The sequence below is a fragment of the Pseudomonas sp. GW460-12-10-14-TSB1 genome (assembly GCF_017349775.1).
GTDB classification, from domain to species: domain Bacteria; phylum Pseudomonadota; class Gammaproteobacteria; order Pseudomonadales; family Pseudomonadaceae; genus Aquipseudomonas; species Aquipseudomonas piscium.
The window spans coordinates 1-26,886 of record NZ_JACNAC010000075.1 but is presented as its reverse complement, the minus strand read 5'-3'; the positions used below and the strand labels follow the sequence as shown (position 1 = coordinate 26,886).

Here is a 26,886-nt window from a genome sequence, read left to right as displayed (position 1 = left end):
TTTTTCGGCTGCAAGGGCCTTATCGCGGGCAAGCCTCGCTCCTACAAGGTCCGTGCATGCTTCTGTAAGAGCGGCCGGTCGACGCTCGATTGCCCGCGATCAGCGCGTAGCGCTGGCTCTTTCTCTGTATGGAGATGCGTGTCTCTTTATTGAGACTCTTCGATCCCCAGCGCCGCCATCTTCTTGTACAGGGTCGAGCGCCCCAGCCCCAGGCGCGCCGCGGCTTGCACCACCTTGCCGCCGCAGTGCGCCAGGGCCGTCTCGATCACCTGGCGGTCGAAGCGCTCCCGCGCCGCGGCGAAGGTCTCGTTGGGCTGCACCTCGGCGGCCTGGACGCTGGCGGCGCGCGGCACCGGGCTGAAGGTGCCGATGGCCGCGCGCAGGTCGCCGGCATTGAGCATCAGGTCGTCGCTGAGCAGGGCGGCGCGTTCCAGGACGTTGCGCAGCTCGCGGATATTGCCGGGCCAGGCGTGCTGGCCGAGCAGGGCCAGGGCGTCGGGAGTCAGTTCGTGCTGGCTGCGCAGTTCTTCGAGGATGGCTTCGCTGAGGGCCGGCAGGTCGTCCAGGCGTTCGCGCAGCGGCGGCACCTGGATCGGCAGCACATTGAGGCGGTAGTACAGGTCGGCGCGGAATTCGCCGCGCTTGATCGCCGCTTCCAGGTCGATGGAGGTGGCGGCGATCACCCGCACGTCGCTCTGGATCACCTCGTTGGAGCCCACCGGCTCGAATTCTTTCTCTTGCAGCACCCGCAGCAGCTTGCTTTGCAGGGGCAGGGGCATGTCGCCGATCTCGTCGAGAAACAGCGTGCCGCCCTGGGCGATCTGCAGCTTGCCGGCGCGGCCTTTGCGGTCGGCGCCGGTGAAGGCGCCGGGGGCGGTGCCGAAGAACTCGGCTTCCAGCAGGGCTTCGGGAATCGCCGCGCTGTTGATGCTGACAAAAGCCTTGTGCGCCCGTGGCGACGCGGCGTGGATGGCCTGGGCCAGCAGTTCCTTGCCGGTGCCGGTCTCGCCTTGCAGCAGCACTGGCGAGTCGGCGCTGGCGCTGCGCCGGGCGCGGCGTTTGACTTCCAGGCTGGCGGCGCTGGTGCCGATAAAGTGGGCGAAGTTGTATTTGGTCTGTCGCGCCCGCAGCAGCGAGCGGGTCGAGGCCAGTTCTTCCTGCATGCTCAGGTAGCGCTTGAGCATCGGCGACAGGCTGCGCAGCTCGTCGAACAGGGCAAAGCCGATGGCGCCGATCACCGCCCCGGCGTCGTCATGGATCGGCAGGCGCATCACCACCAGCGGGTCCTTGGGGGTGTCCTGCATGTCCAGCAGGATCGGCCGCCCGGTGCGCACCACTTCGCGCAACAGGCTGCCGGGGATCACGCTTTCGCAGGCCTTGCCGATGGCGAACGCCGCCGACTCCAGGCCGAAGCGCCGGGCGTAGCGCTCGTTCATCCAGACGATATTGGCGTCGCGGTCGACGATCACCGTGCCCTCGCTGGATTGCTCGATGATCTCGAACAGCGAACGGATCGCCAGTTGGCGAACCCGCTGGTAATCCTTGAGGCTTTCGGTGTCGTTCATGGGGAAGGTCCTGAAGGGAGCGCGCGCCGATTATGCCGGGAATCTTCACGGCTGGCTCTTGCCTTGTAGCCGCTGCCGCAGGCTGCGATCGACCGCGCAGCGGGCGCAGGGTCTTGAGGCCGCCCGAGGTCCTTCGGACCTATCGCAGGCTCCGCCAGCGGCTACAGAGCGGTGCTTCTGTAGGAGCAGGGGGACGCCCAGTTTTTGCCCGCGATTCAGGCGCTGCGGTAGTGCAGGTCCACCGCATTGCACCTATCGCGGGCAAGCCTCGCTCCTACAGATGAATGCGGGGTCAGGCGGGGTGGGCGGCGGCCAGCAGTTCCTGGGTGTAGGGATGCTGCGGCGCTTCGAACACTTCGTGGCTGGGCCCGCGTTCGACCACCTTGCCGTCCTTGATCACGATCAAGTCGTGGGCCAGGGCGCGGACCACGGCCAAGTCGTGGCTGATGAACAGGTAGGTCAGGCCATGCCGCTCCTGGAGCTGGCGCAGCAGCGCCACCACCTGCTTCTGCACCGTGCGGTCGAGGGCCGAGGTGGGTTCGTCCAGCAGGATCAGCGCCGGCTTGAGTACCAGGGCGCGGGCGATGGCGATGCGTTGGCGCTGGCCACCGGAGAACTCGTGGGGGTATCGATGGCGGCTGGCCGGGTCCAGGCCGACTTCTTCCAGCGCCTGGATCACCTGCTGTTCGCACTGCTGGGCGGTGGAGTGACTGTGCACCTCCAGCCCTTCGCTGATGATCTGTTGCACCGACATCCGTGGGCTGAGGCTGCCGAACGGGTCCTGGAACACCACCTGCATCTGCTTGCGCCACGGCCGCAGCTGCTTCTGGTTGAGGCCGTCGAGGGCCTCGCCCTGGAAGCGGATGCTGCCTTCGGAATCCAGCAGCCGCAGGATCGCCTGGCCGAGGGTCGACTTGCCGGAGCCGGACTCGCCGACAATGCCCAGGGTCTTGCCCCGTTGCAGGCTCAGGCTGATGCCGTCCACCGCCCGCAGGTATTGCTTGCGGCGCAGCAGCCCGCCGCCGATCTGGAACTGAACGCTGAGGTCGTCCACCTGCAGCACCACTTCGCGCTCGTCCCGGGGCAGGGCTTCGCCTTCCGGCTCGGCATTGAGCAGCACGCGGCTGTAGGGATGCTGCGGCGCGCTGAACAGGGTTTCGCAGGGTGCCTGTTCGACGATCTGCCCGGCCTTCATCACGCACACACGCTGGGCGATGCTGCGCACCAGGTTGAGGTCGTGGCTGATCAGCAGCAGGGACATGCCCAGGCGCTGTTGCAGGGATTTGAGCAGCAGCAGGATCTTGCGCTGCACCGTCACGTCGAGGGCGGTGGTCGGTTCGTCGGCGATCAGCAGCTCCGGTTCGCAGGCCAGGGCCATGGCGATCATCACCCGCTGCCGTTGGCCGCCGGAGAGCTGGTGCGGGTAGGCCTTGAGGCGTTCCTCGGGTTTCTGGATGCCCACCAGGCGCAGCAGTTCGAGGATCCGCGCCTGGGCCGCCTTGCCGCCCAGGCCCTTGTGCAGCAGCAGGGTTTCGCCGATCTGCTTCTCGATGCTGTGCAGCGGGTTCAGCGAGGTCATCGGCTCCTGGAAGATCATGGCGATGCGGTCGCCGCGCAGTTTCTGCAAGGTCCGGGCTTCGGCGCCGAGCAATTCCTGGCCGCGGTAGCGGATGCTGCCGCTGCTGTGGGTGTCGCAGTCGGGCAGCAATTGCAGGATCGAATGGGCGGTCACCGACTTGCCCGAACCCGACTCGCCGACCAGGGCCAGGCACTCGCCAGGGCGAATGTCCAGGCACAGGTCGCGCACCACCTTCTGGGTGCCGAAGGCGACGTTGAGGTCGCGGATTTCGATCAGGTTGTCAGTCATTTCAGCATCCGCTTGGTCAGGAACATGGCTCAAGAACGTGGATCGAAGGCATCGCGCAACGCCTCGCCGATAAACACCAGCAGCGACAGGATCAGCGCCAGGGTGAAAAATGCCGTCAGGCCCAGCCAGGGCGCCTGCAGGTTCTGCTTGCCCTGGCCGATCAGCTCGCCCAGGGAAGCGCTGCCGGCCGGCATGCCGAAGCCGAGGAAGTCCAGTGCGGTGAGGGTGGAAATCGCCCCGGTGAGAATGAACGGCAGGTAGCTCAGGGTGGCGTTCATCGCGTTGGGCAGGATGTGCCGCACGATCACCTTGCGGTCGTTGAGGCCCAGGGCGCGGGCGGCCTTGACGTATTCCAGGTTGCGCCCACGCAGGAACTCGGCGCGCACCACGTCCACCAGGGCCAGCCAGGAGAACAGCGCCATGATCCCCAGCAGCCACCAGAAGTTCGGCTCGACGAAACCGGAAAGGATGATCAGCAGGTACAGTACCGGCAGCCCTGACCAGACCTCCAGCAAGCGCTGGCCCAGCAGGTCGACCCAGCCGCCGTAATAGCCCTGCAGGGCACCGGCGGCGATGCCGATCAGGGCGCTGATAAAGGTCAGGGCCAGGGCGAACAGGATCGACACCCGGGCGCCGTAGATCACCCGGGCCAGCACGTCCCGCGCCTGGTCGTCGGTGCCCAGCCAGTTGACCGCGGTCGGCGGGCTCGGCGCCGGGCGGCTGAGCTCGTAGTTGGGCGTGTCTTCGCTGAACGGGATCGGCGGGAACAGCAGCCAGCCGCCGTCCTGGCGGATCAGCTGCTGCACGTAGTCGCTGCGGTAGTCGGCCTGGAACGGCAGCTGGCCGCCGAACTCCTGCTCGGTGTAGCGCTTGAACACCGGGAAATACAGCGAGCCCTGGTAACTGACCACCAGCGGTTTGTCGTTGGCGATCAGCTCGCCGCCGAGGGTGAGGATGAACAGGCCGACGAACAGCCACAGCGACCACCAGCCACGGCGGTTTTTCTTGAAGCGGTCGAAGCGCCGGCGCGCCAGCGGGGAGAGCTTGAGCATCAGGCGTTCCTCGCGGCGAAGTCGATTCGTGGGTCGACCAGGGTGTAGCAGAGGTCTCCGATGAGTTTTATCAGCAGGCCGAACAGGGTGAAGATGAACAGCGAGCCGAACACCACCGGATAGTCCCGCGACACCGCCGCCTCGTAGCTCATGCGGCCGAGGCCGTCGAGGGAGAAGATCACCTCGATCAAGAGGGACCCTGCGAAGAACACGCTGATAAAGGCCTGGGGAATGCCCGAGACCACCAGCAGCATGGCGTTGCGGAACACATGGCCGTAGAGCACCCGGCGTTCGCTCAGGCCCTTGGCCCGGGCGGTGACCACGTACTGGCGGGTGATTTCGTTGAGGAACGAGTTCTTGGTGAGGATGGTCAGGGTGGCGAAGCCGCCGATCACCAGGGAAGTCACCGGCAGCACCAGGTGCCAGAAGTAGTCGGCGATCTTGCCAATGGTACTCAGTTGCTCGAAGTTCTCCGAGACCAGCCCGCGCACCGGGAACCAGTTCAGCGAAGTGCCGCCGGCGAACAGCACGATCAGGAACATGGCGAACAGGAAGGCCGGCATGGCGTAGCCGATGATGATCGCGGTGCTGCTCCAGATATCGAAATGGCTGCCGTGGTGCACCGCCTTGCGAATCCCCAGGGGGATCGACACCAGGTAGGTGATCAGGGTCGCCCAGAGCCCGAGGGAGATGGTCACCGGCATCTTTTGCAGGATCAGCTCGGTGACCGTGGCGCCGCGGAAGAAGCTCTTGCCGAAGTCCAGCTGCGCGTAGCTCTTGAGCATCAGCCACAGGCGCTCGTGGGCCGGCTTGTCGAAGCCGTACTGTTTCTCGATGTCCTTGATCAGCTGCGGGTCGAGGCCACGGCTGGCTCGCGAGTTACCGCTGATGCCGTCGCTGGAGCCGCCGAGGTTGCCGCCGCCACCTATGCCTTGCAGGCGGGCGATGGCCTGTTCCACCGGGCCGCCGGGGGCGGCCTGGACGATGGCGAAGTTGACCAGCAGGATGATCAGCAGGGTGGGGATGATCAGCAGCAGGCGCCGCAGGATATACGCCAGCATCAGTGCGGCCCTCCAGGCTGGCCGCGCTGGATGCGCTCGGCCGCCATTTGCTCGTTGGTCAGGGGCGTGCGGCTCATTTCCCACCAGCTTTCGATGGCTTCGTCATTGCTGGCGGGAATGGCCGGCATGCCGAAGCGGTTCCACCATACAGTGGACGTGCCTGGCGGGTAGTAGTTGGGGATCCAGTAGTAATTCCATTGCAGCACCCGGTCCAGGGCGTGGGCATAGCGCAACATCTGCGGCTGGGTGGTGGCCTTGACCAGGCCGGTGATCAGGCTGTCCACCGCCGGGTTCTTCAGCACCATCAGGTTGCTCGAGCCGGGGTCGTTGGCCGCCGCCGAACCGAAGTAGTTGTACAGCTCCAGCCCCGGCGAGGTGGTCACCGGGTAGCCAGTGACGATCATGTCGTAGTCGCGGGCCATCAGCCGGTTGACGTACTGCGAGGCGTCGATGCGGCGGATTTCCAGGGTGATGCCGATCTGCGCCAGGTTGCGCTTGTAGGGAAGCAGCAGGCGCTCGATGCCGCTCTGGCTGTTGAGGAAGGTGAAGCGCAGTGGCTCGCCGTCGGCGTTGACCAGCGTGTCGCCGTCGGGTTTCCAGCCGGCCGCTTCGAGCAGGGCCAGGGCTTGCAGTTGCTTGTCGCGGATCAGGCCGCTGCCGTCGGTTTTCGGCGCCTCGAAGACCTGGGTGAAGACTTCGTCGAGAATCTGCCCGCGCAGCGGTTCGAGGATCTTCAGTTCTTCGGCATCCGGTAGCGCCCGCGCGGCCAGGGCGCTGTTGGAGAAGAAGCTCTGCTGGCGGATGTACAGGTCGCGCATCATCTGCCGATTGCTCCACTCGAAGTCCCAGAGCATGGCCAGGGCCTGGCGCACGCGGCGGTCCTGGAACATCGGCTTTTGCAGGTTGAACACGAAGCCCTGGGCCGGTTGCGGCGCTTCCTTGGCCAGGTGGGCCTTTTGCAGGCGCCCGTCGTCCAGGGCCGGGCCGTCGTAGCCGATGGAGAAGCCGGTGGCGGAGAACTCGCGGTTGTAGTCGTAGGCGCCGCCGCGCAGCACCTGGCGGGCGACGTCGGTGTCGCCGAAGTACTCGATGCTGAAGCGGTCGAAGTTGTACAGGCCGCGGCTGACCGGCAGGTCCTTGCCCCACCAGTCGGCATCGCGGGTGAAGGTAATGCTGTTGCCGTTGTCGACCTTGCTCACCTTGTACGGGCCGCTGCCCAGGGGCGCTTCGTAACCACCGCCGCCGGCGAAGTCGCGACTCTTCCACCAGTGCTCGGGGAGCACCGGCAGGGCCGCGATATCCAGGGGCAGGGTGCGGTTTTCATTGCTCTTGAAGTCGAAGCGGATCACCCGCGGCGATTCGACTTCGACGTCCTTGACGTCGGCGAACTGGGTGCGATAACGCAGGCTGCCCTGGGTCATCAGCAGGTTATAGGTGTAGCGCACGTCTTCGGCGGTGATCGGCTTGCCATCGGCGAAGCGCGCCTTGGGGTTGAGGTAGAAGCGCAGCCACAGGCCGTCGTCGGCACGCTCCATTTTCTCCGCCACCAGGCCGTAGACGGTGTAGGGCTCGTCCAGCGAGCGCTGGGCCAGCGGCGAATAGATGTAGCCGTCGAGTTGCGAGACGCCGATGCCTTTGTCGATGTAGGGCAGCACATGGTCGAAGCGACCGATCTCGATGGCCGAGCGGCGCATGCTCCCGCCTTTGGGTGCCCGTGGGTTGGTGTAGGCGAAGTGGCTGAAGCCGGCGGGGTACTTGGCCGGTTCGCCATAGACGGTCAAGGCGTGTTGCGGCGCGGCGTCGGCACTCGCGGTCCCCAGCAACAGGGCCAGGGCGGTGAAGATCATGGAGGGGAAAAGCAGGCGCATTGTCAGCCTTAAGAGCCGGGTGATCGATGATCACGATTTGTACGCTACCGGCGCGCTGCTGACCAGCGCGGGCGGTGGCTTAAACACAACGGCCCACCAAGGGGCGGGCCGTCGTTCACGCAAATCGCGACAGGATCAGTCCTGGCGGCTGGTCACTTCCAGCAGGTGATAACCGAACTGGGTTTTCACCGGGCCTTGCACGACGTTGACCGGGGCGCTGAACACCACGGTGTCGAACTCCTTGACCATCTGGCCCGGGCCGAAGGAACCGAGGTTGCCGCCGTCACGGCTGGATGGGCAGGTGGAGTTCTTCTTGGCGACTTCGGCGAAGTCGGCGCCGGCTTCGATCTCGGCTTTCAGTTCGTTGCATTTGGCTTCGCTGGCAACGAGGATGTGACGGGCAGTGGCTTTGGCCATGGGGAGTTGCTCCTTTCAAGAAAGTGGTGAGCCTACCGGATTGTGTAGCCTATTTCTCGTCAAAGTTCCGTCAAAGCATTGCGGCAGGGGATGGCCGGTCGAGGTGCTTATCTGTAGGAGCGAGGCTTGCCCGCGATACAGGCGACGCGGTGGGTCAGGTACACCGTATCATCCTTCATCGCGGGCAAGGACTGGGCGTCCCCCCTGCTCCTACAGGGGCGGAATCAGGCGGAAGCCGGAATGTTTTGCCGAGCGTTGCGCAGTTGCCGGGCAGCTTTGCGCAGCAGTTGCTCGGTGGCATCCCAGCCCAGGCAACCGTCTGTCACCGAAACCCCGTAGCGCAGCGTCGGGCTCAGGGGCTGGCAACCCTCGAACAGGTGGCTTTCCAGCATCACCCCGACCAGGGACGAATCGCCCTGCAGGCGCTGCTCCAATACCTCGTCGAACACCGCCGGTTGGCGCAACGGGTCCTTGCCGCTGTTGGCATGGCTGCAATCGACCATGATCCGCGCCGGGATCTTCAGCTTCTGCAGGTCGTGCCGGATCTGGGCCACGCTCTGGCGATCGTAGTTCGGGCCGCGATGGCCGCCGCGCAGCACCAGGTGGGTGTCGGGGTTGCCCGGGGTCTGGATCACTGCCGGATGGCCCTGGCTGTCGACGCCGAAGTGGCGGTGCGGGTGGGCCGCCGAGCGCATGGCATCGCAGGCGATGCCGACGCCGCCGTCGGTGCCGTTCTTGAAGCCCACGGGCATGCCCAGGCCGCTGGCCATTTCACGGTGGATCTGCGATTCGGTGGTGCGCGCGCCAATGGCGACCCAGCTCAGCAGGTCGTCGAAGTAGCCGGCGGCCATGGGTTGCAGCAATTCGGTGGCGATCGGCAGGCCCAGGCGGAGCATTTCGCGCATCAGCTCACGGGACAGGGTCAGGCCACCGGCCATGTCGTCGCTGCCGTCCAGGCGCGGGTCGTAGGCCAGGCCTTTCCAGCCGACGGTGGTGCGGGGTTTTTCGACGTAGGCGCGCATCACCAGCAGCAGCTCGTCGCTGACCTCGGCGGCCAGGCTGGCCAGGTTGCTGGCGTATTCCAGGGCGGACTGGGGATCGTGGATCGAGCAGGGGCCGACGACGACCAGCAAACGGGAGTCTTCACCATTGAGGATGGCGCGCACCGCCTGGCGATGGGCGGCGACTTGCTGGCTGAGGGCCGGGCTGAGCGGCAGTTGCTGCTTGAGCTGCAGCGAGCTGGGCAGGCGCTGGGTCAGGGTTTCGTTGGCGCAGTTGCGGGTGGACAGCGGCAGAGCGGATACGGACGAGTTCATATTCAAGGCTTCCTGGGCAGGCGGCGGGTGGTGTCCCGCGCGCGGCCCTACTGGGGTGTTCGACAATTGGCCGGATTGGCTGTGCAGGTGTGTTTGCCACCAGTAGGTGACCGATCGGAGGCGGCAGGCTGTCCCGAACGGAGGCTGCTAAATCGCCAGGCGGAGCAAGTGTCGTAACGGTAATAGGTGCTGTAGTTCATGGTTTGAATCCTCGGTAAGTTCGATGTGTCGCTTGAAAGTCGTGGTTAAAAATCTTCGGCCCAGAAAAACAAAACCCCCGGTCGGGAGGCCGACCGGGGGTGAGATTTTCTCTGGTAGGCGACCCGTTCAAGTGGGCGCCGTTTGGGTATCAGGCGCGCCAGTGGCTAAACCAATACCCAAAATAAAAGCTCGCTGGAGCGCAGGCGTTTTTCACCCAGGCAGCCGCACCGGCGCGCGAGGCGCTGGCAGTGTGACGATGCATGGAAAGGGTGAGGGAAGACATGCTGTTTCTCCGTGAAGTGGGCCGAGCTTACTAGAGGCCGGGGGCGCGGTTCAATCAGAAAATCCTATTGTCTTGCCAGTCAGTGTCTATGAGTTAAGCGCTTTGAGGTTTTATGACACACTCGCCACGCCCTCATTTGTGCTCATTCAGGATGAATCATGACCACGCTGACCCTTGCTGCCGCCCAATCGATTTCCATCGCTGGAGACCTGCCGGGCAATATCGCCCGGCACCAGGCCTTTATCCGCGCCGCGGCGCAGCAGGGCGTGCAGTTGCTGGTGTTTCCCGAGCTGTCCCTGACCGGTTACGAACCCACACTGGCGGCCGAGCTGGCGTTATTGCCGCAGAGCCCGCTGTTGCAGCCGTTGCGCGACCTGGCGCGGGAGCTGGGGGTGACGGCGGTGGTGGGCATGCCCATCCGCCTGTCGGCCGAAGGGCCGCTGTTGATCGGCGCCCTGGTGCTGGCCGCCGACGGTTCGCTGGCGGTGTACAGCAAGCAGCATCTGCATGCTGGCGAGGAGTTGGTATTTAGCCCCGGCACGGGTGGCGCGAACCTGAGGTTCGCCGAGGATCAAGTCGCCCTGGCGGTGTGCGCCGATTTCTCCCAGGCCAGCCACGCGCGTGCGGCGGCGCAGTCCGGTGCCGGCATTTATGCCGCCGGGGTGCTGATCGGCGAAAAAGGCTACGCCGTGGACACTGCCTTGTTGCAGGGCTATGCCGTGGAGCACGCCATGCTGGTGCTGATGGCCAACCACGGCGGGCCGACCGGAGGCTGGGTGTCGGCGGGGCGCAGCGCGATCTGGGGCCCGGACGGCGGGCTGATCGTGACTGCGGCCGGCACTGGCGATGAGTTGTTGATCGCCCGGCGCACCGACGGTCACTGGAGCGGTCAGCAGTTGAGGGTCGAAGTGCCTTGAACGGTTTCCAACTGCGCCCGGCCAACACTCCGGAGGATCTGGTTTTCGCCCGCGACCTGACCCGCAGCACAATGCTGGGTTATTACATTCGTCACGATCTGTTGTGGCTGGACGAAGCCTTCGATGTGGCCTGGGCCGGGCGGAAGAACCTGCTGATCTGCCAGGGCGCCAGGGTGCTGGGGTTCGTCAGCCTGAGTCGCGATTCCAGGGCTTTGTATATTCGCGAGTTGCATGTGCTCGAGGCGTTTCGCGGGCAAGGTGCCGGGGCCTGGACCCTCGGACAGTTGCTGGCGATGGCGCGCGGCGAACGACGCGGGCTGCTACGGTTGACGGTGTTCAAGGACAATCCGGCGCAGGCGCTCTATGGGCGCATGGGGCTGAAGGTGGTCGGGGAAGACGAGTGTTTTCTACGGATGGAGCGAAGCAGCGCCGCGGATGCATAGCCGCCGGTTTCTGTGCGGGGCGGTGGTCGTCCCGAGCAGCATGGTGACAGTCGAGGGTCAGGCGGGTTCCTGGTCGGGGCCCTCGGGCTCGGCGAGGATGATGCCGTCTTTCATGCCCAGCAATACGGCCACCTTGTGCGCCTCTCCGCGTCGTCCTTTCTTGCGGCCGGCCAATACCTGGTAGGTGGTGGCTGGATCGACCCCGTGTTCACGGGCGAACTGTTGAACCGATTTACCTTGATGTTCAAGCCAGGCCTTGGCTTGTGCGGCAGTGCGGATACCGGGCATAGTTCAAAACCGTTCAAATTTGTTCAATGCTTGAAGGGTGTAACACCCCTAGGGGTGCATAAAAAAGGATCATACATCCAAATGAGTGGAATCGGTTCGCGGTTAAGACAGGAAAGGGAACGCCTGGGGTTGTCGCAGAAAAAATTTGGTGAAGTTGGCGGCGTGGAAGCCAATGCCCAAGGCAGATATGAAAGTGGAGACCGGGTACCCAAGGCGGATTACTTGTCCCGGGTGGCGGCAAAAGGGGTCGATGTCCTTTATATATTGACCGGCAGGCGGACCCCGACCAGCGCTGAGAATCTCAGCCAGAGCGAGGAGAAAATCCTCGTCAGTTATCGGGCCTTGTACAAGGAAGATCAGGACGCGATCCGGCACCTGACCCATACCCTTGCCGAGCTTTCGGTTTGCAGCCTGATGAAAAGAAAGGCGGATGCCCGAGAGCCTTAGGGCAGGGCGTTCGCAGCGCATTAACCATCCACCGGATACCCCTGGTGAGCAGGTGCTTTTTATATGGCGCTTGTCATTAGGTCAGCACGCTGCTTTTTTGCTAAGGTGTCCGGCAACCTATAAGACCAAATCGCGAGGTGTCTGCTTGATTAGGGTGCTAGTAGTCGATGACCATGATCTCGTTCGTACAGGTATTACACGAATGCTGGCTGACATCGATGGCCTGCAAGTGGTCGGTCAGGCCGAGTCAGGGGAGGAATCCCTGATCAAGGCCCGAGAATTGAAACCCGATGTGGTCCTCATGGACGTCAAGATGCCCGGGATCGGCGGTCTTGAAGCCACGCGCAAATTGTTGCGCAGTCACCCGGATATCAAAGTCGTGGCCGTCACTGTGTGTGAAGAAGATCCGTTCCCGACCCGCTTGCTGCAAGCGGGCGCGGCGGGTTACCTGACCAAGGGCGCGGGCCTCAATGAAATGGTGCAGGCCATCCGTCTGGTGTTTGCCGGCCAGCGTTACATCAGCCCGCAGATTGCCCAGCAACTGGTGTTCAAGTCATTCCAGCCGTCCAGTGAATCGCCGTTCGACGCCTTGTCGGAACGCGAGATCCAGATTGCGCTGATGATTGTCGGCTGCCAGAAAGTGCAGATCATCTCCGACAAGCTGTGCCTGTCTCCGAAAACCGTGAATACCTACCGTTACCGTATCTGCGAGAAGCTCTCGATCAGCAGTGATGTCGAACTGACGTTGCTGGCGGTTCGCCACGGCATGGTCGATGCCAGCGCCTGACAATGACCGACCCGTTTGATCCCAGTGCTTTTCTTTCCACCTGCAGTGGCCGTCCTGGCGTGTATCGCATGTTCGACAGCGATGCGCGCCTGCTCTACGTCGGTAAAGCCAAGAACCTGAAGAGCCGCCTGGCCAGCTACTTCCGCAAGACCGGCCTGGCACCGAAGACTGCTGCCCTGGTGGGGCGTATCGCGCAGATCGAAACCACCATTACTGCCAACGAAACCGAAGCCCTGCTGCTCGAGCAGACGCTGATCAAGGAATGGCGACCGCCGTACAACATCCTGTTGCGCGACGATAAGTCCTATCCCTATGTGTTTCTGTCGGACGGCGAGTTTCCGCGTTTCAGCATCCATCGCGGGGCGAAAAAGCAGAAGGGCAAGTACTTCGGCCCGTACCCCAGCGCCGGGGCCATTCGCGAGAGCCTGAGCCTGCTGCAAAAGACCTTCATGGTTCGCCAGTGCGAGGACAGCTACTACAAGAACCGCACCCGGCCGTGCCTGCAGTATCAGATCAAGCGCTGCAAGGCACCGTGCGTCGGCCTGGTGGAGTCCGAGGTGTACGCCGAAGATGTGCGTCACTCGGTGATGTTCCTCGAAGGGCGTAGCAATGCTCTGACCGATGAACTGTCGGCTGGTATGGAGCAGGCGGCCAGTACCCTGGACTTCGAGAAGGCCGCCGAGCTGCGCGACCAGATCTCCCTGCTGCGGCGGGTGCAGGACCAACAGAGCATGGAAGGCGGCAGCGGCGACGTCGACGTGGTGGCGGCCTTCGTCAACCCGGGCGGCGCCTGCGTGCACCTGATCAGCGTGCGTGGCGGCCGTGTGCTGGGCAGCAAGAACTTCTTTCCCCAGGTGGGTATCGAGGAGGACGTGGCCGAGGTCATGTCGGCGTTCCTCGGCCAGTACTTTCTCAGCAGCCCCGAGCGCGACCTGCCGAGCGAGCTGATCGTCAACGTGGTCCATGAAGATTTCCCGACCCTGATCACCGCGATCCAGGCCTTGCGCGGCCGCGAGCTGAGCATCAGCCACCGGGTGCGCGGCACGCGAGCGCGCTGGCAGCAACTGGCGGTGACCAACGCCGAGCAGGCTCTGAGCGCGCGCCTGGCCAATCGACAGCATGTAGCGGCACGTTTCGAAGCCCTGGCCGAAGTACTGAACCTGGACGAACCGCCGCAACGCCTGGAGTGCTACGACATCAGTCACTCCAGCGGCGAGGCGACCGTGGCGTCTTGCGTGGTGTTCGGCCCGGAGGGGCCGCTGAAGTCCGATTACCGGCGCTACAACATCGAAGGCGTCACCGCCGGCGACGACTATGCGGCGATGCACCAGGCCCTGACCCGGCGCTTCAGCAAACTCAAGGACGGCGAGGGCAAGCTGCCGGACATCCTGTTGGTGGACGGCGGCAAGGGCCAACTGTCCATGGCCCGCGACGTGCTCAACGAGCTGGCGGTACCCGACCTGATCCTGTTGGGGGTGGCCAAGGGCGCGACGCGCAAGGCCGGTTTCGAGACCCTCTACCTCAATGATGCGGCCCATGAGTTCACCCTCAAGGGTGACTCACCGGCGCTGCACCTGATCCAGCAGATCCGCGACGAGGCCCACCGTTTCGCGATCACCGGCCACCGCGCACGCCGCGGCAAGACCCGCCGCACCTCGACCCTCGAAGGCGTGGCCGGCGTCGGCCCCAAACGCCGTCGCGACCTGCTGAAGCATTTTGGCGGATTGCAGGAGTTGTCTCGCGCAAGTATCGAGGAGATCGCCAAGGCACCGGGGATCAGTAAAAAGCTCGCTGAACTGATTTATGCGAACTTGCATAGTGAGTAGGGGAGAACTCAGGGCCTGAAAGGGTCAGGCTCGCCCTCGCATTTCTTCAAGCGAGCAATAATGTCAGGAGCAGTTTTAGTGGTGTCGACCCGGCCTGCTGCATCAAGGTGGATGTCTATCGTTGCCCAGCGCTTCGGTGTGATGTCGATGCATTGTTGAAAACCTTTGTCCGTCCACCAAAAGAACATCATAAAGAAGTCCTCGTCAGGAAATATGTAGCCGGACTCAATGGCAGAGCCCCCATGCTTAATGTCGCCTCTATGGATTCTGTCCTGAGTGTTCCAGACATATCGGAACTCTTCCTTGCTATCCGGGGAAAAGTCGACCAATACAACCGGGGAGGCAAAATGCCAAAGTGCTATAGGGAGGATGACAAGAGTCAGAAGTAGCCAGCGGCCATGTCGGACCTTATGTTTCTTTGCAGACATGTACCCGGGCCCCCTTTCTCCATTCTTGAAGCGGTACTGCAAGAACTTCGTCCATGATCATCTTTGCCGTGACGCCTCCGTGGGGGTGTTGTCGATAGAGTTTAATGCCAATACTAATGGATGTTCGGTTTCATTAGACCACTACAGTTCGACCAGATGTCGTAGAAGTAATCGTAGTCACCCTGTTTGTGCCAAATTCCCCCGATGGACCTGCGAATAATAGGCTTGTGGTCCCACGGTCGATTTTGACCTACTCGTTCTGTCCAGATAGCTAAGGCTTTCGCTCTCTTCCCCAGCGCTAAGCTGTAGAAGTCAGGGCTTTGACCAATACGAAGATAGAAAGGAAGCTCCTTATATTTCTTTGTCTCAGCAGTTGGGCTAAAGCTGTTGAGGTCCTTCATTTGCCGCACAGACGCGCTATTGATATTGGCGTTCATTTCACCCGCGATGTAGCTCGCCAGTTCCTCCATGCGGTCTGGGTCGGTACAGACCTTCTCCTCTGGCTGCTCTTCAGGCGCCTTAGAGGCCGTATTGGGATCAACCAAGGCATTTGCAGCGGTGGCCTTCTCGGTCAGTCTCGGGTCGGCCAGCAAGGTCGCCATCTTTTCATCGTCTACCGAGCCGTCTGGGCGACACACGCCGAGGGCTGCGAAGTTAATGATTGCCGCGCCAGGAGTGGGCCCAAAGACAAAGCCACCGAAGGTGTCACCCGACCCGGTGATGATCGTCCCGCCGTGACTGGTAGGGCTCCCCAGGTGGGCCATAGGGCGACCATTCAGGAGGATCGAGGGAAACCCCGTGGTGATGACCGCGCCACAACCGCACCGACTCGGGCTGCTCCCATGGAGTTGATGTTGATGTCGCCAGAAGCGCAAGCAATCGGAGTGGTGCCGTGACCGGGAAGAGGGCAGACGTGTTTGTCGCCCAGGCGAGCAGAAGAGAGCATTTTATCGTCCCTGCGTTGACTGATCCGCGAGGCTCTTTGTAGAGCCCCGCAAACCTAGCAAGCGGTGATGGGCAAGGCTTTAGGACGATTCTGAACTTGGATGGGGTCTAGCGAGGGCTGAGAGTCTGGCTGGAAAATCTGCATGGCCACCGCGCTACGTCTACATACGACGGTTCCAGCAGGCTTGCGAACTGAGCCTGGTACTGCGCGCGCAGGCCCCAGAAAGTTGCGCTTTCAAGGGACTCAAAGTGTTGGAACAGTGTTAGACACGCTGTGCGAGAAGCCCGTAGAATGGCCGTGCCTACCTCATCTGCTGTCTTTTTCGAGTAGATTGCCAACTCACCTCGTAGCCAGTTGTGCCGATGAATATCCCTAATCTGATCACCGTTCTACGCGTTCTGCTCATCCCGATCTTCATTTTGCTGTTTTACCTGCCTTATAGCTGGAGCTACATGGCCGCCAGTTCCGTCTTCGCGTTCGCCGCGGCCACCGACTGGCTCGATGGCTACCTGGCGCGGCGTCTGGAGCAAAGCACGCCGTTCGGGGCTTTCCTCGATCCGGTGGCCGACAAGTTGATGGTGGCGGTGGCCCTGGTGCTGTTGGTGCAAGAGCACGGCAACCTGTGGCTGACCCTGCCGGCGGCGGTGATCATCGGACGCGAAATCGTCGTTTCCGCCCTTCGCGAGTGGATGGCCGAACTGGGCGCCCGCGCGCAAGTGGCGGTGTCCAACATGGGCAAATGGAAAACCGCCGCGCAGATGCTGGCGCTGGTGATCCTGCTGGCCAACCCGCCGGCCTTCACTTTCTGGGTGTTGCTGGGTTATGCCTTGTTGCTGATCGCCGGAGGGCTGACCCTGTGGTCCATGCTGCAGTACCTGCGCGCCGCCTGGCCGCATCTGAAGACCGATGTGGAAAAGAAATAAAACTTTTTTGAATCAAGGGGTTGACGCAGTTTCGAATTTCTATAGAATGCACACCACCAAGACGCGGGAATAGCTCAGTTGGTAGAGCACGACCTTGCCAAGGTCGGGGTCGCGAGTTCGAGTCTCGTTTCCCGCTCCAAGATTCAGAAAAAAGCCACTCAATGAGTGGCTTTTTTTTTGCCCGGGATTTGTGTCCTGCAGCGAAACAGCAATGCTACAGGGCGCTCGCGGCATCCGCTCAACCATGTCTTGGCCCTCGATTGTTGTTGCTGACCGGTGTTCGTACAGGCGAACAGGGCCTGGCCAGAGGTCGTGAAGCAACTCCAAATAGAGAGGCGCAAACCCGAAAAGCAGGCTCATGCGTTACTGTTTGGTCGTAGAGCTCAAAGGTGGCTTTCGGGTTTTTCCGATAGGTTCTGTTTGGTGGCATCCCTAACCTTGGATGCATGAAATACAAACAGTTTCTTCAACCACTGGACAAAAACTTTTCCTCGCCCAAGGCGGTTGGCAAGCTCCTTCTGCTTTTGGCCTGGGTACTCCTGTTGTGCCTGTTCTGCGGCCTCTGTTTCTATTGGCTGTCCAGTTTCAATAACGAGGTTTCCAAGCATCGTCGAGTGATGAACGATGAGGTTTTCAACGTTCAAGAGTCGTTGTTTCAGCGTGAGGCGCTGTTGCTGCACTTCAGCCGCTCAGTTCATTTGAATTCGCCAGACGTGGTGTCTCCCCCCGAAGCCCTGAAGGTTCCCCTGGGCCAGGACCAACGCAAGAGAATCCTGCTGGGCAACTATGACTCCCCCTGGAGCCTGACCCTGTCCGGACGCGATATCCGCGAGCTGGAAGAGTTTCAGCTCGGTCTCGTGTACGTAGCCAGCAATGCGGAGCACACCATCAGCCGCATCTACGATCGCAGCTTCGATCATTACGTGCTGCCGAACAATGTGCTCAATGCGCTGGCTACGACGACGATGGCAAGCCATCAGCAGTTCATCTGGTTGAACGATCCTAATGATCCGCTCACGCGAATCTACATCTTTCGACGCATTTCCAACGGGAAGGATGCTGGCTGGCTGGGGCTGGAAATGGTCGGCAAAGAGCTGGCGGCGGGGCTCACCAGTCAAGGTTCGGATGGTTACCTGTTGCTGAACAAGGCGCGCCGGCAAGTGTTGAGCAGCGAGCCTGACAATGACGTGAGCGGCTATTTTTCCAGGGTCTGGTCCAAGGACGGTTTCGGCTTTACTGGCCGCGGCCTGAACCTCGGTTATCTGTCGCTGACCAAAAGCATCGGCGGTTCGAAGTGGGTGTTGATCTACTACGTGCCATTCAAGGCGCTGTTGACGCCGCTGTGGCGGGACTCCGTGTTGGCCCTGTTGGTATTCGGCCTGATGGCCATGGGCGTTCAGCGTTTGGTGCTGCGGATCAATCGGCGGTTGGTCAACCCGGCTCTGCACCGCTTGGAAGCCTTGATCGAAAGTGAAGAGTTCAGTCGTACGGTCATCGACACGGCTCCGGTAGCCCTGTGTGTGTTGCGGCGTCTTGATGGCCAGGTGGTATTGGAAAATCGTCTGTGCGTGCAATGGCTAGGTGGCGATGCGCAGCGCATTGCTCTGGATCTGGACTGGATACGACGCGCGTTCGACGACAATTCACCCGTCTGCGAAGAGTTGGAGACTTCCAGTGGCCATCATTTGCACTTGAGCTCGGTGCCTACCCGCTACAAGGGGGAGGACGTGCTGTTCTGTGCCTTCAGCGACATCAGTGCGCGCAAACAGATGGAGCTGGCATTGGCTCGGGCCAAGCAGCATTCCGATGCTACCAACGAAGCTAAAAGCGTCTTTCTCGCAACCATCAGCCACGAAATTCGCACGCCTCTTTATGGGTTGCTCGGCACGCTGGAGTTGCTTGGCTTGACGAAGCTCGAACCGCAGCAGACGAACTATCTTGATGCCATGCAGCGCTCGGCGTCGACCTTGGGCCACTTGATCAACGATGTACTGGATGTCTCCAAGATCGAAGCGGGCCAGTTGGTGCTCGAGCCCGATGACTTCAACCCCTGCGAACTGGTGCAGGAGTTGATCCAGGTGTTTTCCGCGGCAGCACAACGCAAGGGATTGATCCTGCAAGCGTTCTGCGACCCGAAACTGCCGACGATGATGCGCGGGGATGTAGCGCGGATCCGGCAGATTCTCAGCAATCTGCTGGGCAATGCCTTGAAGTTCACGGACTCCGGTCGCGTGGTGTTGCGCGTCAGGATCGAAAGTCGCGATTGCGAACGGTTGAACCTGCTTTGGCAAGTGACCGACACCGGCTGCGGCATTCGCGTGGAAGAACAAAGTCGCCTGTTCGAACCCTTCTATCAGGCTGGAGACCGTCAGAGCCGAGCCGGCGGTACCGGGTTGGGCTTGTCTATTTGTCAGCGTCTGGCCGAGTTGATGAATGGCGATATCCGTCTGGTCAGTGCCTACGGGCTGGGTAGCAGTTTCACCTTGTCCTTGCCGCTGGAGCAGGGGCGCCCGGAGAGCATGGGCGAGCAGGGCATCCGCCTGGCATCGTTACCGGTTTTCGTCAGCTCGCCTCTGCAGGAAGCGGCAGAGAACGTATGCGGTTGGTTGAACCGTTGGGGGGCGTCCGCGCAGATCCTCAACAGTACCGAGTTGCAACTGCCGCCCAAGGCGACATTGGTGGAACTGATCGTCGAGAACGACGCCGCCAGACCGCTGCTGTTACCCAGCAGTTCGCGGGTACGGGCTTACCTTGGGGCACCAGGGCAACCCGTACTGACGGACACCGCCTGGGAGGTCAACCTCAACAATATTCACGCTATCGGCCAGGCGGTCAGCCTGGCTCAAGGCAGTAGCCGGACTCATGCCGAGGCCAGCGCCGAACCCTTTCGTCAATTGTTGCAACGAGTGTTAGTGATCGAAGACAACCCCATCAATCAGTTGGTGCTCAAGGAACAACTCGAAGTACTGGGCTGTGAGGTGACGCTGGCCAGCGACGGACGCGAAGCGCTGATGCAATGGGCATGCGGCACCTTCGATCTGGTGCTGACCGACATCAACATGCCTGGCATGGATGGCCACCAATTGGCGCGCCAAATGCGCCGTATCGGTTGCACCGTACCGATCGTGGGCGCGACCGCCAACACTGACCCAGAAGAGGCTGCGCGCTGTCTTGAGTCGGGCATGAACCTGTGTTTGACAAAGCCCGTGGATCTTCTGTCCCTGTTCAACAGTTTGAACGCATTAACGCCGGAGAAAATCGTATGTGCGCCATGAGTGTATTGATCGTCGAAGATCACCATTTTCAACGCGAATATCTGAAATCGCTATTCAAGGCTGAGGGCGTGCATCGCATCGAGATTGCCGCTGACGGACACGAAGCCCTGCAATGGCTGGACAAGCGAGACTTCGATCTGGTGCTCAGTGATCTGATGATGCCGGAGCTCGATGGCGTGCAGTTCATCCAGCAGTTGTCGTTGTCGAAGAGGCCACCTCGCCTGGCACTGATGAGCTCGTCCTCACGGCGCATGCTGGGAAGCGCCTGTACCGTGGCTGAAATGCTGGGAATCGAAGTGATCGATACGATTTCCAAGCCTGCCATGCCGGCCTCGATCAGGAGCCTGATCGAGAAGTGTGCCGCTCCTCAGCCGATCCCCAAAAGTGCGCCGGCTCCAGTGTTGGTATTCCATCGACAGCAGTTGGAAGAGGCCTTGGAGCAGGGGCAATTCAAAGCGTGGTTCCAGCCGAAGAAGGCGTTGCGAAGTGGCAAGATCGCTTCGGCCGAAGCGTTGGTGCGCTGGGAGCACCCGACCTTGGGTACTTTGTTGCCAGGGCAGTTTCTATCGCAGATGGTTGATGCCGGACTGGAAGAGGCATTGTTGTTCTGCATGATCGAACAGACCGTTGAGGCCCAGTTCAACTGGCAGAATGGTGGCTTTCGAGTTCCGGTTTCGATCAACCTGCCGACACACCTGTTGAATGACCCCACCTTGCCCGATCGGCTTCACGAATGTGTTCTACGCTTGAACGGCATGCCATCCAAGCTGTGTTTCGAACTGACCGAATGCAGCATGACTGAATTGCTCAGTCATTACATTGCCGGAGTATGTCGGTTGCGAATGAAAGGTTTCGGACTGGCCCAGGATGACTTCGGACAAGGGTTCAGTTCCTTTTACAACCTGGTCAAAACACCCTTTACCGAGTTGAAAATCGACCGGGCTCTGATCACCAACTGCGAACATGAAGAAAGTACCGCGGTAGCGCTCAAAAGTATTATTGCATTGGGGCGGCATTTGGGACTTGAAGTCGTCGCAGAGGGTGTTGAAAATCACGCGCAACTGGCGTTATTGCGCCAGTTCGAGTGTGACGCGGTACAGGGCTTTTTGATTTCCAAAGCCGTCTCGAAAGAATCGTTTTCGGCTTTGCTACAACAGGAGGGTCGATCATGAAACAGTCGATCCTCTAGGCTTCTCACTGGGTTGAATCAGCCGGATGGTTTATGGGAAACGATAATCTAATTAAAAATTTTGCCCGTACCTCCTTGCGATTGAACATGCTACTGATCGTAGCGGTTTCGCTGGCAATTCTGTTGTTCGCCATGACCTACTGGGCTGCGGCGCGTCTGGTCCAGGAGCAACTGTTCAAGATCGAATTTCACTTCTCGCGCTTGATGGGCAACATCCATGAGCAGGAAGAGTTCTTGCTGCGTGTTGCCAGGCATAGCGATGAGGTGACGCAAAAACGGGATCAGGCAGTCATTCCGTTTCAGTATCGCTTGCTCAAGGAAGCGCGCGACTCCTGGATCTACGAAGGACGCGAATTCTCCTTTTCCATGCCGTTCACTCTGGCTGTGCCCACTGAGATGGCTTCGCAGGGTGAAGATCAAGTTGCCGGTATTGGGAAGTTTGGGGTGCTGATTTCCAACTTGTACGGCTCGTACTGGAGCATTTCTTCTTATGCTGCGCCGCAAACGCTACTGCTGGATCTTGATAGCTCAATCAGCATCGGTGTTCCGGCAGCCACGGCCTCAAGGGAAAATGGACAGGTCGGTAAGAACGACTACCTGGAGCTGAGTGAAAACCTGAAAAAGCAAATTTTGAAGTTCCGCCCGGCACAATCGGATAATGCCGTGATGTGGGCGCCGGCCAATCATGTCCAGGGTGACGGGTCGTCTATCAAATTCATTACCTACATGTACACCGACACGCCACAAAACCTGTTGGCCCACGATCAATCGAAGCGTCAACTGGTCATCGCCTCGTTACTGGATCTGCGTTCAATTACCGACTCTTCTCGTCTCAGCGATTGGACGGTGTTCGACGCCATGGAGCTCATAACCCCCGATGGATTGCTGCTGACGGGCAAGATACCCAGCTTCGATGATGCTCAAGAAGGGTTGCAATTGACCAGTGCCGGGTTCCTGGTCAAGACCACCAGCAAAGACGGCTGGCGTGGTTACTATCACCTTGATTACCGAAGCTTCTTTCAATATGCCAAGTGGCAGTTACTGGTGTTGCTGGCTGTATGCCTGGCGTTTGTTGTCGTAGGTTATTTCTTGTTGCGCTGGTATGCCATGAGGGTGGTGGTACCGGCTCGCCGGGCTCATGACAGGGTTGTAGAGAGTGACTCGTTCAGCCGCGCGATCATTCAGAGCGCCCCAGTGGCGTTGTGCGTGCTGGCGCGCAAAGATCGCAAGGTGGTGATGGAAAACGAGCTGGCGCTGCAATGGCTGGGAGACACACAAACCATCAGTCAGCTTAGCCGCGGCTGGCCTTCCGTAGCCGAATCGGCTGGAGCCGTCGAGGACAAGCATCTATCGATCACAATCAACGACCGACAGCTGGAAGTCAGTTTTTTGCCGTCGCGCTATCAAGGCGAAGACGTGGTGCTTTGTGCATTCAGTGACATTAGTGCTTACAAGCTGGCGGAGCGAGCACTGGCTGAAGCCAAGCAATCGGCGGACGCCTCGAATGAGGCCAAGACTGTATTCCTGGCGACCATGAGCCATGAAATTCGCACACCGCTGTATGGTGTGCTCGGCACCCTGGAGCTCCTGACCCTGTCGCCGCTCAATGCCCTGCAACGTTCGCAAGTGCAAACCATGCAGCGTTCCTCCTCGATTCTATTGCAGGTGATCAGCGATATTCTGGACGTGTCGAAAATCGAAGCCGGGCAACTGGCAATCGAACACGTCGAGTTCAGTCCATTGGAAATGATTGAGGATGTCCTGCAGGCCTATTCGGCTGCTGCGGGCGCCAAAGGTCTGCACCTCTATGCCTGCGTGGAAGTCGAGCTACCGCGAAGAGTCAGAGGCGACGCAGCCAGAATCCGGCAGATACTCAACAATTTGCTTAGCAATGCCATCAAGTTCACCGATGTCGGACGAATCGCCTTGAGGGTCAAAAGCGAGCAGGTCAAGGGCGCGTGGCAGTTTCAGTGGCAGGTCACCGATACCGGCTGTGGCATTTCCAGCGAGCATCAGGTCCGCCTGTTCGAACCCTTCTATCAGGCACATAGCCAACAGCACACCGTCGGTGGTACCGGGCTTGGCCTGTCGATTTGCTGGCGCTTGACGCAACTGATGGGCGGCAACCTGGCGATCGTCAGTGACACAGGGCTGGGCAGCAGTTTCACCTTGAGCTTGCCGCTCACGGTTGTGCCTGGTGAACATCCGCTCCTGCCTGGATTCACCCTGAAGAACGAGGCCGTTGCGGTACGTGCTCCGATCAAGGAGTTGGCCATCAGCATCTGTAACTGGCTGTCGCATTTCGGCGCGCTGGCGGTAACCGGCAGCGAGGTATCCGATGACCGTTATCCTGGCGCGGTGCTTGTCGATGTGATCCCGGAACTTTTGCCAGAGCTGGAATGGAGTGGTGAGCGGGTATGTTGCTCGGAAGAGGGATTGATCAAGCCACAACGTACCTCCGACGGATATATCGTCAGTCTGCACAGCCTCAAGGGCTTGTTGCGGGCGGTGGCACTGGCCCAGGGCGAACCGCTGGCTGCGAGTGAAAGCTCCGAGGCGATACAGAGTTGGTGTCGGTTCAGTCTGCATGTGCTCGTAGCCGAAGATAACCCTATCAATCAGACTTTGCTCAAGGAGCAACTCCAGCAGTTGGGGTGCAGCGTAGCATTGGCATCCAATGGCGTAGAAGCTCTGCGACTTTGGGATCATGATGCTTTTGACGTAGTGCTGACTGACGTCAACATGCCGGAAATGAATGGGTATGAATTGACCACGGCGCTACGTCGAGCCGATGGCAACACTCCCATTGTCGGCGTGACCGCCAATGCGATGCGCGAGGAAGAGGAGCGCTGTATCGGCGTGGGCATGAACGCTTGTGTGGTCAAGCCGATGTCATTGCAAACCCTGCACAATGTGCTGTTGAAGCTCTGCGGACATCTGGATGGCGCAATACTGTCCGAGGAAGAGGCGTCGGAAGAGAAAAGTGTCATGCAAGTGTCCAGTCAATTGCGTGATGTATTCATTCAGACGTTCAAGGAAGACCTGGCCAAAACTCGCGCAGCCGTGCGGGACAAAGATGCCAAGGCAGTGGGCTCCATGTTGCACCGGATACGCGGTGGGTTGTCGGTGGTTCAGGCACAGGACCTGCTCGATCGCTGTGTGGCCATCGAAGCGCAACTGGATGCAGAGGGTTGGGTGGATGCAAGAAGGCGTGAAGTAGAGGACGTCCTCGAGCAGATCACGCAGGAGATGGAAAAGTTATGAAGGCTACGGAGAGCATCGGGAGCGGTTCGATCATTTCTTTTTCAAGGGCAGTCTTAGCATGAATAAAATAAAAGTGGTGCTGGCCGATGATCACCCCATTGTATTGGCAGGGGTGAAAGAAACTATCGAGAGTGACGGCCTGTATGACGTGGTGAGCGTAGCCAAGACGTCTGGCGAGTTGATGAGTGCCATCAACGAACATTCGCCGGATATCGTGATCACCGACTTCTATATGCCAGGGGATGAGCACTATGGCGATGGCATGCGCCTGATCAGCTATCTGGTGCGTCATTTTCCCCAGGTGCGTTTTCTGGTGCTGACCATGCTGAACAACCGTTCGATTCTGGGGAGTCTTTACGATTGCGGAGTGTCCGGCGTGCTGCAGAAAAGCATCAACCTTGATGAAATAAATGTGGCGCTGCGCACTATCTCCAAGGGCGGTATCTACAAAGGCAACTTCACTCTTGAGCCTGACAGTGTGATGGCCTCTACCTCGTCAGTCAGTGAGCGTATCGCGAGTATTTCAATCAAGGAGGCCGAAGTGCTGCGGCTGTTTTTGGCGGGCGAGCGGCTCAAGGATATCGCTACCAGTCTCCAGCGCAGTGCCAAGACCGTCAGTACTCAGAAGACTTCGGTCATGCGCAAATTATGTGTCCACTCCGACCAGGAGCTGTTCGCATTCTGTCAGGAGCATCAAGTCGTCTGAAAGACCCTTGATTCAGTTACTGGCTTACCTTCTTGCGCTCTATTTGTAGTGCTGCTGACCACCTTTGGTGGTCATGTCTCCAGCATTGATCCAATCGGATTCTTGCTTCTCGTATTTTGATTCCTTCCTCAATCGCTCGCGCCTCGACTCTGTTCGGATCGGCGCGTTTTAGGTTTTTCCCTAAATACCCCTCCAGGGGCGCTCCTTACCATTTGATCAATTCCAAGCATTGGCTTTGCCCATTGTGAAACGGCCCTGAGAGAACGCTGTTCCCAAAGACCGGTATTGGAAGGAGGTACGACAGTACGAAACCGCCATTGAATAGCCGTTTCGCTCTGTGCAGGACTTGAATTGAATGTTTAACGGAGTGGTTATGTTACCGATCAAGATCATCGCAAAAGACACTGGGCATCCTCTGGATGTCACGGGCAATAATCTGCTGACAATCAATCGGCCGGCGGTCATCAAGATGTCCACGGCAGCAGAGGATATTCAGTCGGTCAGTCGTGAAGGCGAACGTCTTGTTATCAAGCTCAAGAGTGGTGAGACCCTCTCCATCGATGGCTTCTTCGATGTGGTCGATGGCGTAAAAAGCGATCTGGTGTTTGAAGATCCCAACACCGGCGAGTTGCTGATCGCCGATTACTCGGTCCCTTGGACTGGCGTGTCACTGGTGCCGCTTGAGTCGATCGACTCGCTGCTGGCCGTGGCTGAAGTCGAGTCCACGGGTTGGCTGGCGCCCTTGCTGGGCCTGGCCGCCGTGGGCGGCGCGGTGGCGATTACCAGCCATCACGGCGGTGGCGGTGGCGGTGGCGGTAGCAGTTCCGATGCGGCGAGTGCCGATCAGGGGCTGACCACACCGTCGACGCCGAGCGTACTGTTCAACAACATGCATGGCCTGACCGGCAAGGCTGATGCCGGGGCGACCATTTCCCTGACCCTGGCCGACGGTTCCGTCGTCACGACGGTGGCCGATGATACCGGGCTCTGGCATTTCAATCCCAACCCGCTGGCCGATGGCGAGCAGGGCACGCTGCAAGCAAGCCTGAATGGCGTGCAAAGCGCCGCTATCGGCTCCGGCGTGGCCGATGTCACCGCGCCCGCCGAGCCGGTAGTGACCCAGAACAACCAGGATGTCCTGGCCGGTACTGCGGAGCCGGGCAGCACCATTACCGTCAGTCTTGCCGATGGCAGTACCGTCATTGCAACCGTGGGGGCAGACGGTCAGTGGAGTGTCACCCCGAACCCGCTGACCCCAGGCGTTAGCGGATCGATCGTCGTCACCGATGCCGCTGGTAACTCCAGTGCGAGCGTCGACACTGGAATCATCAATTCCACGCAACCATTACCTCCCACCGTTGACCAGAACAACGCCGATGGCCTGAGTGGCACGGGCGAACCAGGCAGCACCGTAGTGGTTGAACTGCCGGATGGCAGCACTGTGACCACCATTATCGATGCAGACGGCAACTGGGAGATCGTGCCGAATCCAGTACCAGAGGGCGAGCAGGGCTCGGTCACCGTCATCGATCCGGAGGGCAACGCCAGCGAGGCAGTAAACACCGGTACCAGCGACCAGACTCCACCGGCGGCGCCGACCATTGACCAGAACAATGCCAATGGCATCAGCGGCACCGGCGAACCAGGTAGCACCGTAGTGGTTGAACTGCCGGATGGCAGCACTGTGACCACCGTTATCGATGCAGACGGCAACTGGGAGATCGTGCCGAATCCAGTACCAGAGGGCGAGCAGGGCTCGGTCACTGTTACCGACCCAGCGGGCAACACCAGCGAGGCAGTAAACACCGGTACCAGCG

20 protein-coding genes, 1 tRNA gene and 1 pseudogene are annotated in these 26,886 nt (G+C 60.4%); 12 read left to right on the top strand and 10 right to left on the bottom strand.

The annotated features are described in order from the left end of the window. Window positions 1-146: 146 nt before the first annotated feature. The 7 genes from J4D52_RS28090 to J4D52_RS28060 form a co-directional block, all read right to left on the bottom strand. Window positions 147-1,565, bottom strand: a complete 1,419-nt coding sequence (locus J4D52_RS28090; RefSeq protein WP_102678175.1) for a sigma-54-dependent Fis family transcriptional regulator — start codon at window positions 1,563-1,565, stop codon at window positions 147-149. Between the two features lie 292 nt (window positions 1,566-1,857). Beyond that, the gene (locus J4D52_RS28085) at window positions 1,858-3,432 is read right to left on the bottom strand and encodes an ABC transporter ATP-binding protein (RefSeq protein WP_102678176.1); all 1,575 of its coding nucleotides are present in this window, start codon (window positions 3,430-3,432) and stop codon (window positions 1,858-1,860) included. Between the two features lie 29 nt (window positions 3,433-3,461). After that, on the bottom strand, window positions 3,462-4,484 hold the full coding sequence (locus J4D52_RS28080) for an ABC transporter permease (RefSeq protein ID WP_102678177.1): 1,023 nt from the start codon (window positions 4,482-4,484) through the stop codon (window positions 3,462-3,464). After that, window positions 4,484-5,545 (bottom strand): microcin C ABC transporter permease YejB, encoded by a 1,062-nt coding sequence (locus tag J4D52_RS28075; protein ID WP_025810099.1) that lies wholly within the window; start codon window positions 5,543-5,545, stop codon window positions 4,484-4,486. The genes J4D52_RS28080 and J4D52_RS28075 overlap by 1 nt, the downstream gene beginning before the upstream one ends. Continuing rightward, window positions 5,545-7,413: an extracellular solute-binding protein gene (locus tag J4D52_RS28070; RefSeq protein ID WP_102678178.1), complete on the bottom strand. Its 1,869-nt coding sequence runs from the start codon at window positions 7,411-7,413 to the stop codon at window positions 5,545-5,547. The genes J4D52_RS28075 and J4D52_RS28070 overlap by 1 nt, the downstream gene beginning before the upstream one ends. A 135-nt stretch (window positions 7,414-7,548) precedes the next feature. Next, window positions 7,549-7,830 (bottom strand): peptidylprolyl isomerase, encoded by a 282-nt coding sequence (locus J4D52_RS28065; protein WP_007924449.1) that lies wholly within the window; start codon window positions 7,828-7,830, stop codon window positions 7,549-7,551. A gap of 224 nt (window positions 7,831-8,054) precedes the next feature. After that, window positions 8,055-9,146 (bottom strand): 3-deoxy-7-phosphoheptulonate synthase, encoded by a 1,092-nt coding sequence (locus J4D52_RS28060; RefSeq protein WP_063431740.1) that lies wholly within the window; start codon window positions 9,144-9,146, stop codon window positions 8,055-8,057. A 642-nt stretch (window positions 9,147-9,788) separates the two neighbouring features. Between J4D52_RS28060 and J4D52_RS28055 the strand changes: the two genes are divergently transcribed. Further along, entirely contained in the window at window positions 9,789-10,547 is a 759-nt protein-coding gene (locus J4D52_RS28055; protein WP_063431738.1) for a carbon-nitrogen hydrolase family protein, read from the top strand. Then, the gene (locus J4D52_RS28050; RefSeq protein WP_063431736.1) at window positions 10,544-10,990 is read left to right on the top strand and encodes an N-acetyltransferase; all 447 of its coding nucleotides are present in this window, start codon (window positions 10,544-10,546) and stop codon (window positions 10,988-10,990) included. The genes J4D52_RS28055 and J4D52_RS28050 overlap by 4 nt, the downstream gene beginning before the upstream one ends. A gap of 57 nt (window positions 10,991-11,047) precedes the next feature. Here the strand turns inward: J4D52_RS28050 and J4D52_RS28045 are convergent, their stop codons facing one another. Then, window positions 11,048-11,278: a DNA-binding protein gene (locus J4D52_RS28045; RefSeq protein ID WP_025810110.1), complete on the bottom strand. Its 231-nt coding sequence runs from the start codon at window positions 11,276-11,278 to the stop codon at window positions 11,048-11,050. 81 nt (window positions 11,279-11,359) lie between these two features. Between J4D52_RS28045 and J4D52_RS28040 the strand changes: the two genes are divergently transcribed. The 3 genes from J4D52_RS28040 (at window position 11,360) to uvrC (ending at window position 14,338) form a co-directional block, all read left to right on the top strand. Further along, window positions 11,360-11,725 (top strand): helix-turn-helix domain-containing protein, encoded by a 366-nt coding sequence (locus J4D52_RS28040; RefSeq protein ID WP_025810112.1) that lies wholly within the window; start codon window positions 11,360-11,362, stop codon window positions 11,723-11,725. 145 nt (window positions 11,726-11,870) lie between these two features. Further along, window positions 11,871-12,512 carry a UvrY/SirA/GacA family response regulator transcription factor gene (gene uvrY / locus J4D52_RS28035; RefSeq protein WP_102678179.1) on the top strand — a complete coding sequence of 214 codons (642 nt, stop codon included), beginning with the start codon at window positions 11,871-11,873 and terminating at the stop codon, window positions 12,510-12,512. Between the two features lie 2 nt (window positions 12,513-12,514). After that, window positions 12,515-14,338, top strand: a complete 1,824-nt coding sequence (gene uvrC / locus J4D52_RS28030; RefSeq protein ID WP_063431734.1) for an excinuclease ABC subunit UvrC — start codon at window positions 12,515-12,517, stop codon at window positions 14,336-14,338. An 8-nt stretch (window positions 14,339-14,346) separates the two neighbouring features. Here the strand turns inward: uvrC and J4D52_RS28025 are convergent, their stop codons facing one another. Both J4D52_RS28025 and J4D52_RS28020 read right to left on the bottom strand, forming a co-directional pair. Next, complete coding sequence (locus J4D52_RS28025) at window positions 14,347-14,766, bottom strand: hypothetical protein (RefSeq protein WP_063431731.1); 420 nt, start codon at window positions 14,764-14,766, stop codon at window positions 14,347-14,349. After that, a pseudogene (locus tag J4D52_RS28020) lies at window positions 14,747-15,712 on the bottom strand (hypothetical protein). The gene J4D52_RS28025 and the pseudogene J4D52_RS28020 overlap by 20 nt, the downstream one beginning before the upstream one ends. Before the next feature lie 362 nt (window positions 15,713-16,074). Between J4D52_RS28020 and pgsA the strand changes: the two are divergent. From pgsA to J4D52_RS27985, 7 genes are all read left to right on the top strand, one after another. Next, a complete protein-coding gene (gene pgsA / locus J4D52_RS28015) occupies window positions 16,075-16,635 on the top strand; it encodes a CDP-diacylglycerol--glycerol-3-phosphate 3-phosphatidyltransferase (protein WP_007924430.1) in 561 nt (186 codons plus the stop codon). Between the two features lie 63 nt (window positions 16,636-16,698). Then, window positions 16,699-16,774, top strand: a tRNA-Gly gene (locus J4D52_RS28010). Between the two features lie 307 nt (window positions 16,775-17,081). Then, a complete protein-coding gene (locus J4D52_RS28005) occupies window positions 17,082-19,910 on the top strand; it encodes an ATP-binding protein (RefSeq protein WP_063431729.1) in 2,829 nt (942 codons plus the stop codon). Further along, window positions 19,898-21,082, top strand: a complete 1,185-nt coding sequence (locus J4D52_RS28000; RefSeq protein WP_063431727.1) for an EAL domain-containing protein — start codon at window positions 19,898-19,900, stop codon at window positions 21,080-21,082. Before J4D52_RS28005 ends, J4D52_RS28000 begins: the two co-directional genes overlap by 13 nt. A 50-nt stretch (window positions 21,083-21,132) precedes the next feature. Further along, window positions 21,133-24,363: a hybrid sensor histidine kinase/response regulator gene (locus tag J4D52_RS27995; protein WP_063431725.1), complete on the top strand. Its 3,231-nt coding sequence runs from the start codon at window positions 21,133-21,135 to the stop codon at window positions 24,361-24,363. Window positions 24,364-24,421: 58 nt separating this feature from the next. Continuing rightward, window positions 24,422-25,069 carry a response regulator transcription factor gene (locus J4D52_RS27990; protein WP_009043247.1) on the top strand — a complete coding sequence of 216 codons (648 nt, stop codon included), beginning with the start codon at window positions 24,422-24,424 and terminating at the stop codon, window positions 25,067-25,069. Between the two features lie 355 nt (window positions 25,070-25,424). After that, window positions 25,425-26,886 (top strand): Ig-like domain-containing protein (locus J4D52_RS27985; RefSeq protein WP_309474384.1); only part of this gene is annotated, 1,462 nt, incomplete at its 3' end.

Coding starts and splice junctions, on each gene's coding strand:
- J4D52_RS28075 (WP_025810099.1), bottom strand. CDS start 5,545: ATGCTGGCGTATATCCTGCGGCGCCTGCTGCTGATCATCCCCACCCTG.
- J4D52_RS28090 (WP_102678175.1), bottom strand. CDS start 1,565: ATGAACGACACCGAAAGCCTCAAGGATTACCAGCGGGTTCGCCAACTG.
- J4D52_RS28025 (WP_063431731.1), bottom strand. CDS start 14,766: ATGTCTGCAAAGAAACATAAGGTCCGACATGGCCGCTGGCTACTTCTG.
- J4D52_RS27990 (WP_009043247.1), top strand. CDS start 24,422: ATGAATAAAATAAAAGTGGTGCTGGCCGATGATCACCCCATTGTATTG.
- J4D52_RS28000 (WP_063431727.1), top strand. CDS start 19,898: ATGTGCGCCATGAGTGTATTGATCGTCGAAGATCACCATTTTCAACGC.
- J4D52_RS28065 (WP_007924449.1), bottom strand. CDS start 7,830: ATGGCCAAAGCCACTGCCCGTCACATCCTCGTTGCCAGCGAAGCCAAA.
- J4D52_RS28060 (WP_063431740.1), bottom strand. CDS start 9,146: ATGAACTCGTCCGTATCCGCTCTGCCGCTGTCCACCCGCAACTGCGCC.
- J4D52_RS28005 (WP_063431729.1), top strand. CDS start 17,082: ATGAAATACAAACAGTTTCTTCAACCACTGGACAAAAACTTTTCCTCG.
- pgsA (WP_007924430.1), top strand. CDS start 16,075: ATGAATATCCCTAATCTGATCACCGTTCTACGCGTTCTGCTCATCCCG.
- J4D52_RS28085 (WP_102678176.1), bottom strand. CDS start 3,432: ATGACTGACAACCTGATCGAAATCCGCGACCTCAACGTCGCCTTCGGC.
- J4D52_RS27995 (WP_063431725.1), top strand. CDS start 21,133: ATGGGAAACGATAATCTAATTAAAAATTTTGCCCGTACCTCCTTGCGA.
- J4D52_RS28045 (WP_025810110.1), bottom strand. CDS start 11,278: ATGCCCGGTATCCGCACTGCCGCACAAGCCAAGGCCTGGCTTGAACAT.
- uvrC (WP_063431734.1), top strand. CDS start 12,515: ATGACCGACCCGTTTGATCCCAGTGCTTTTCTTTCCACCTGCAGTGGC.
- J4D52_RS28040 (WP_025810112.1), top strand. CDS start 11,360: ATGAGTGGAATCGGTTCGCGGTTAAGACAGGAAAGGGAACGCCTGGGG.
- J4D52_RS28070 (WP_102678178.1), bottom strand. CDS start 7,413: ATGCGCCTGCTTTTCCCCTCCATGATCTTCACCGCCCTGGCCCTGTTG.
- J4D52_RS28080 (WP_102678177.1), bottom strand. CDS start 4,484: ATGCTCAAGCTCTCCCCGCTGGCGCGCCGGCGCTTCGACCGCTTCAAG.
- J4D52_RS28055 (WP_063431738.1), top strand. CDS start 9,789: ATGACCACGCTGACCCTTGCTGCCGCCCAATCGATTTCCATCGCTGGA.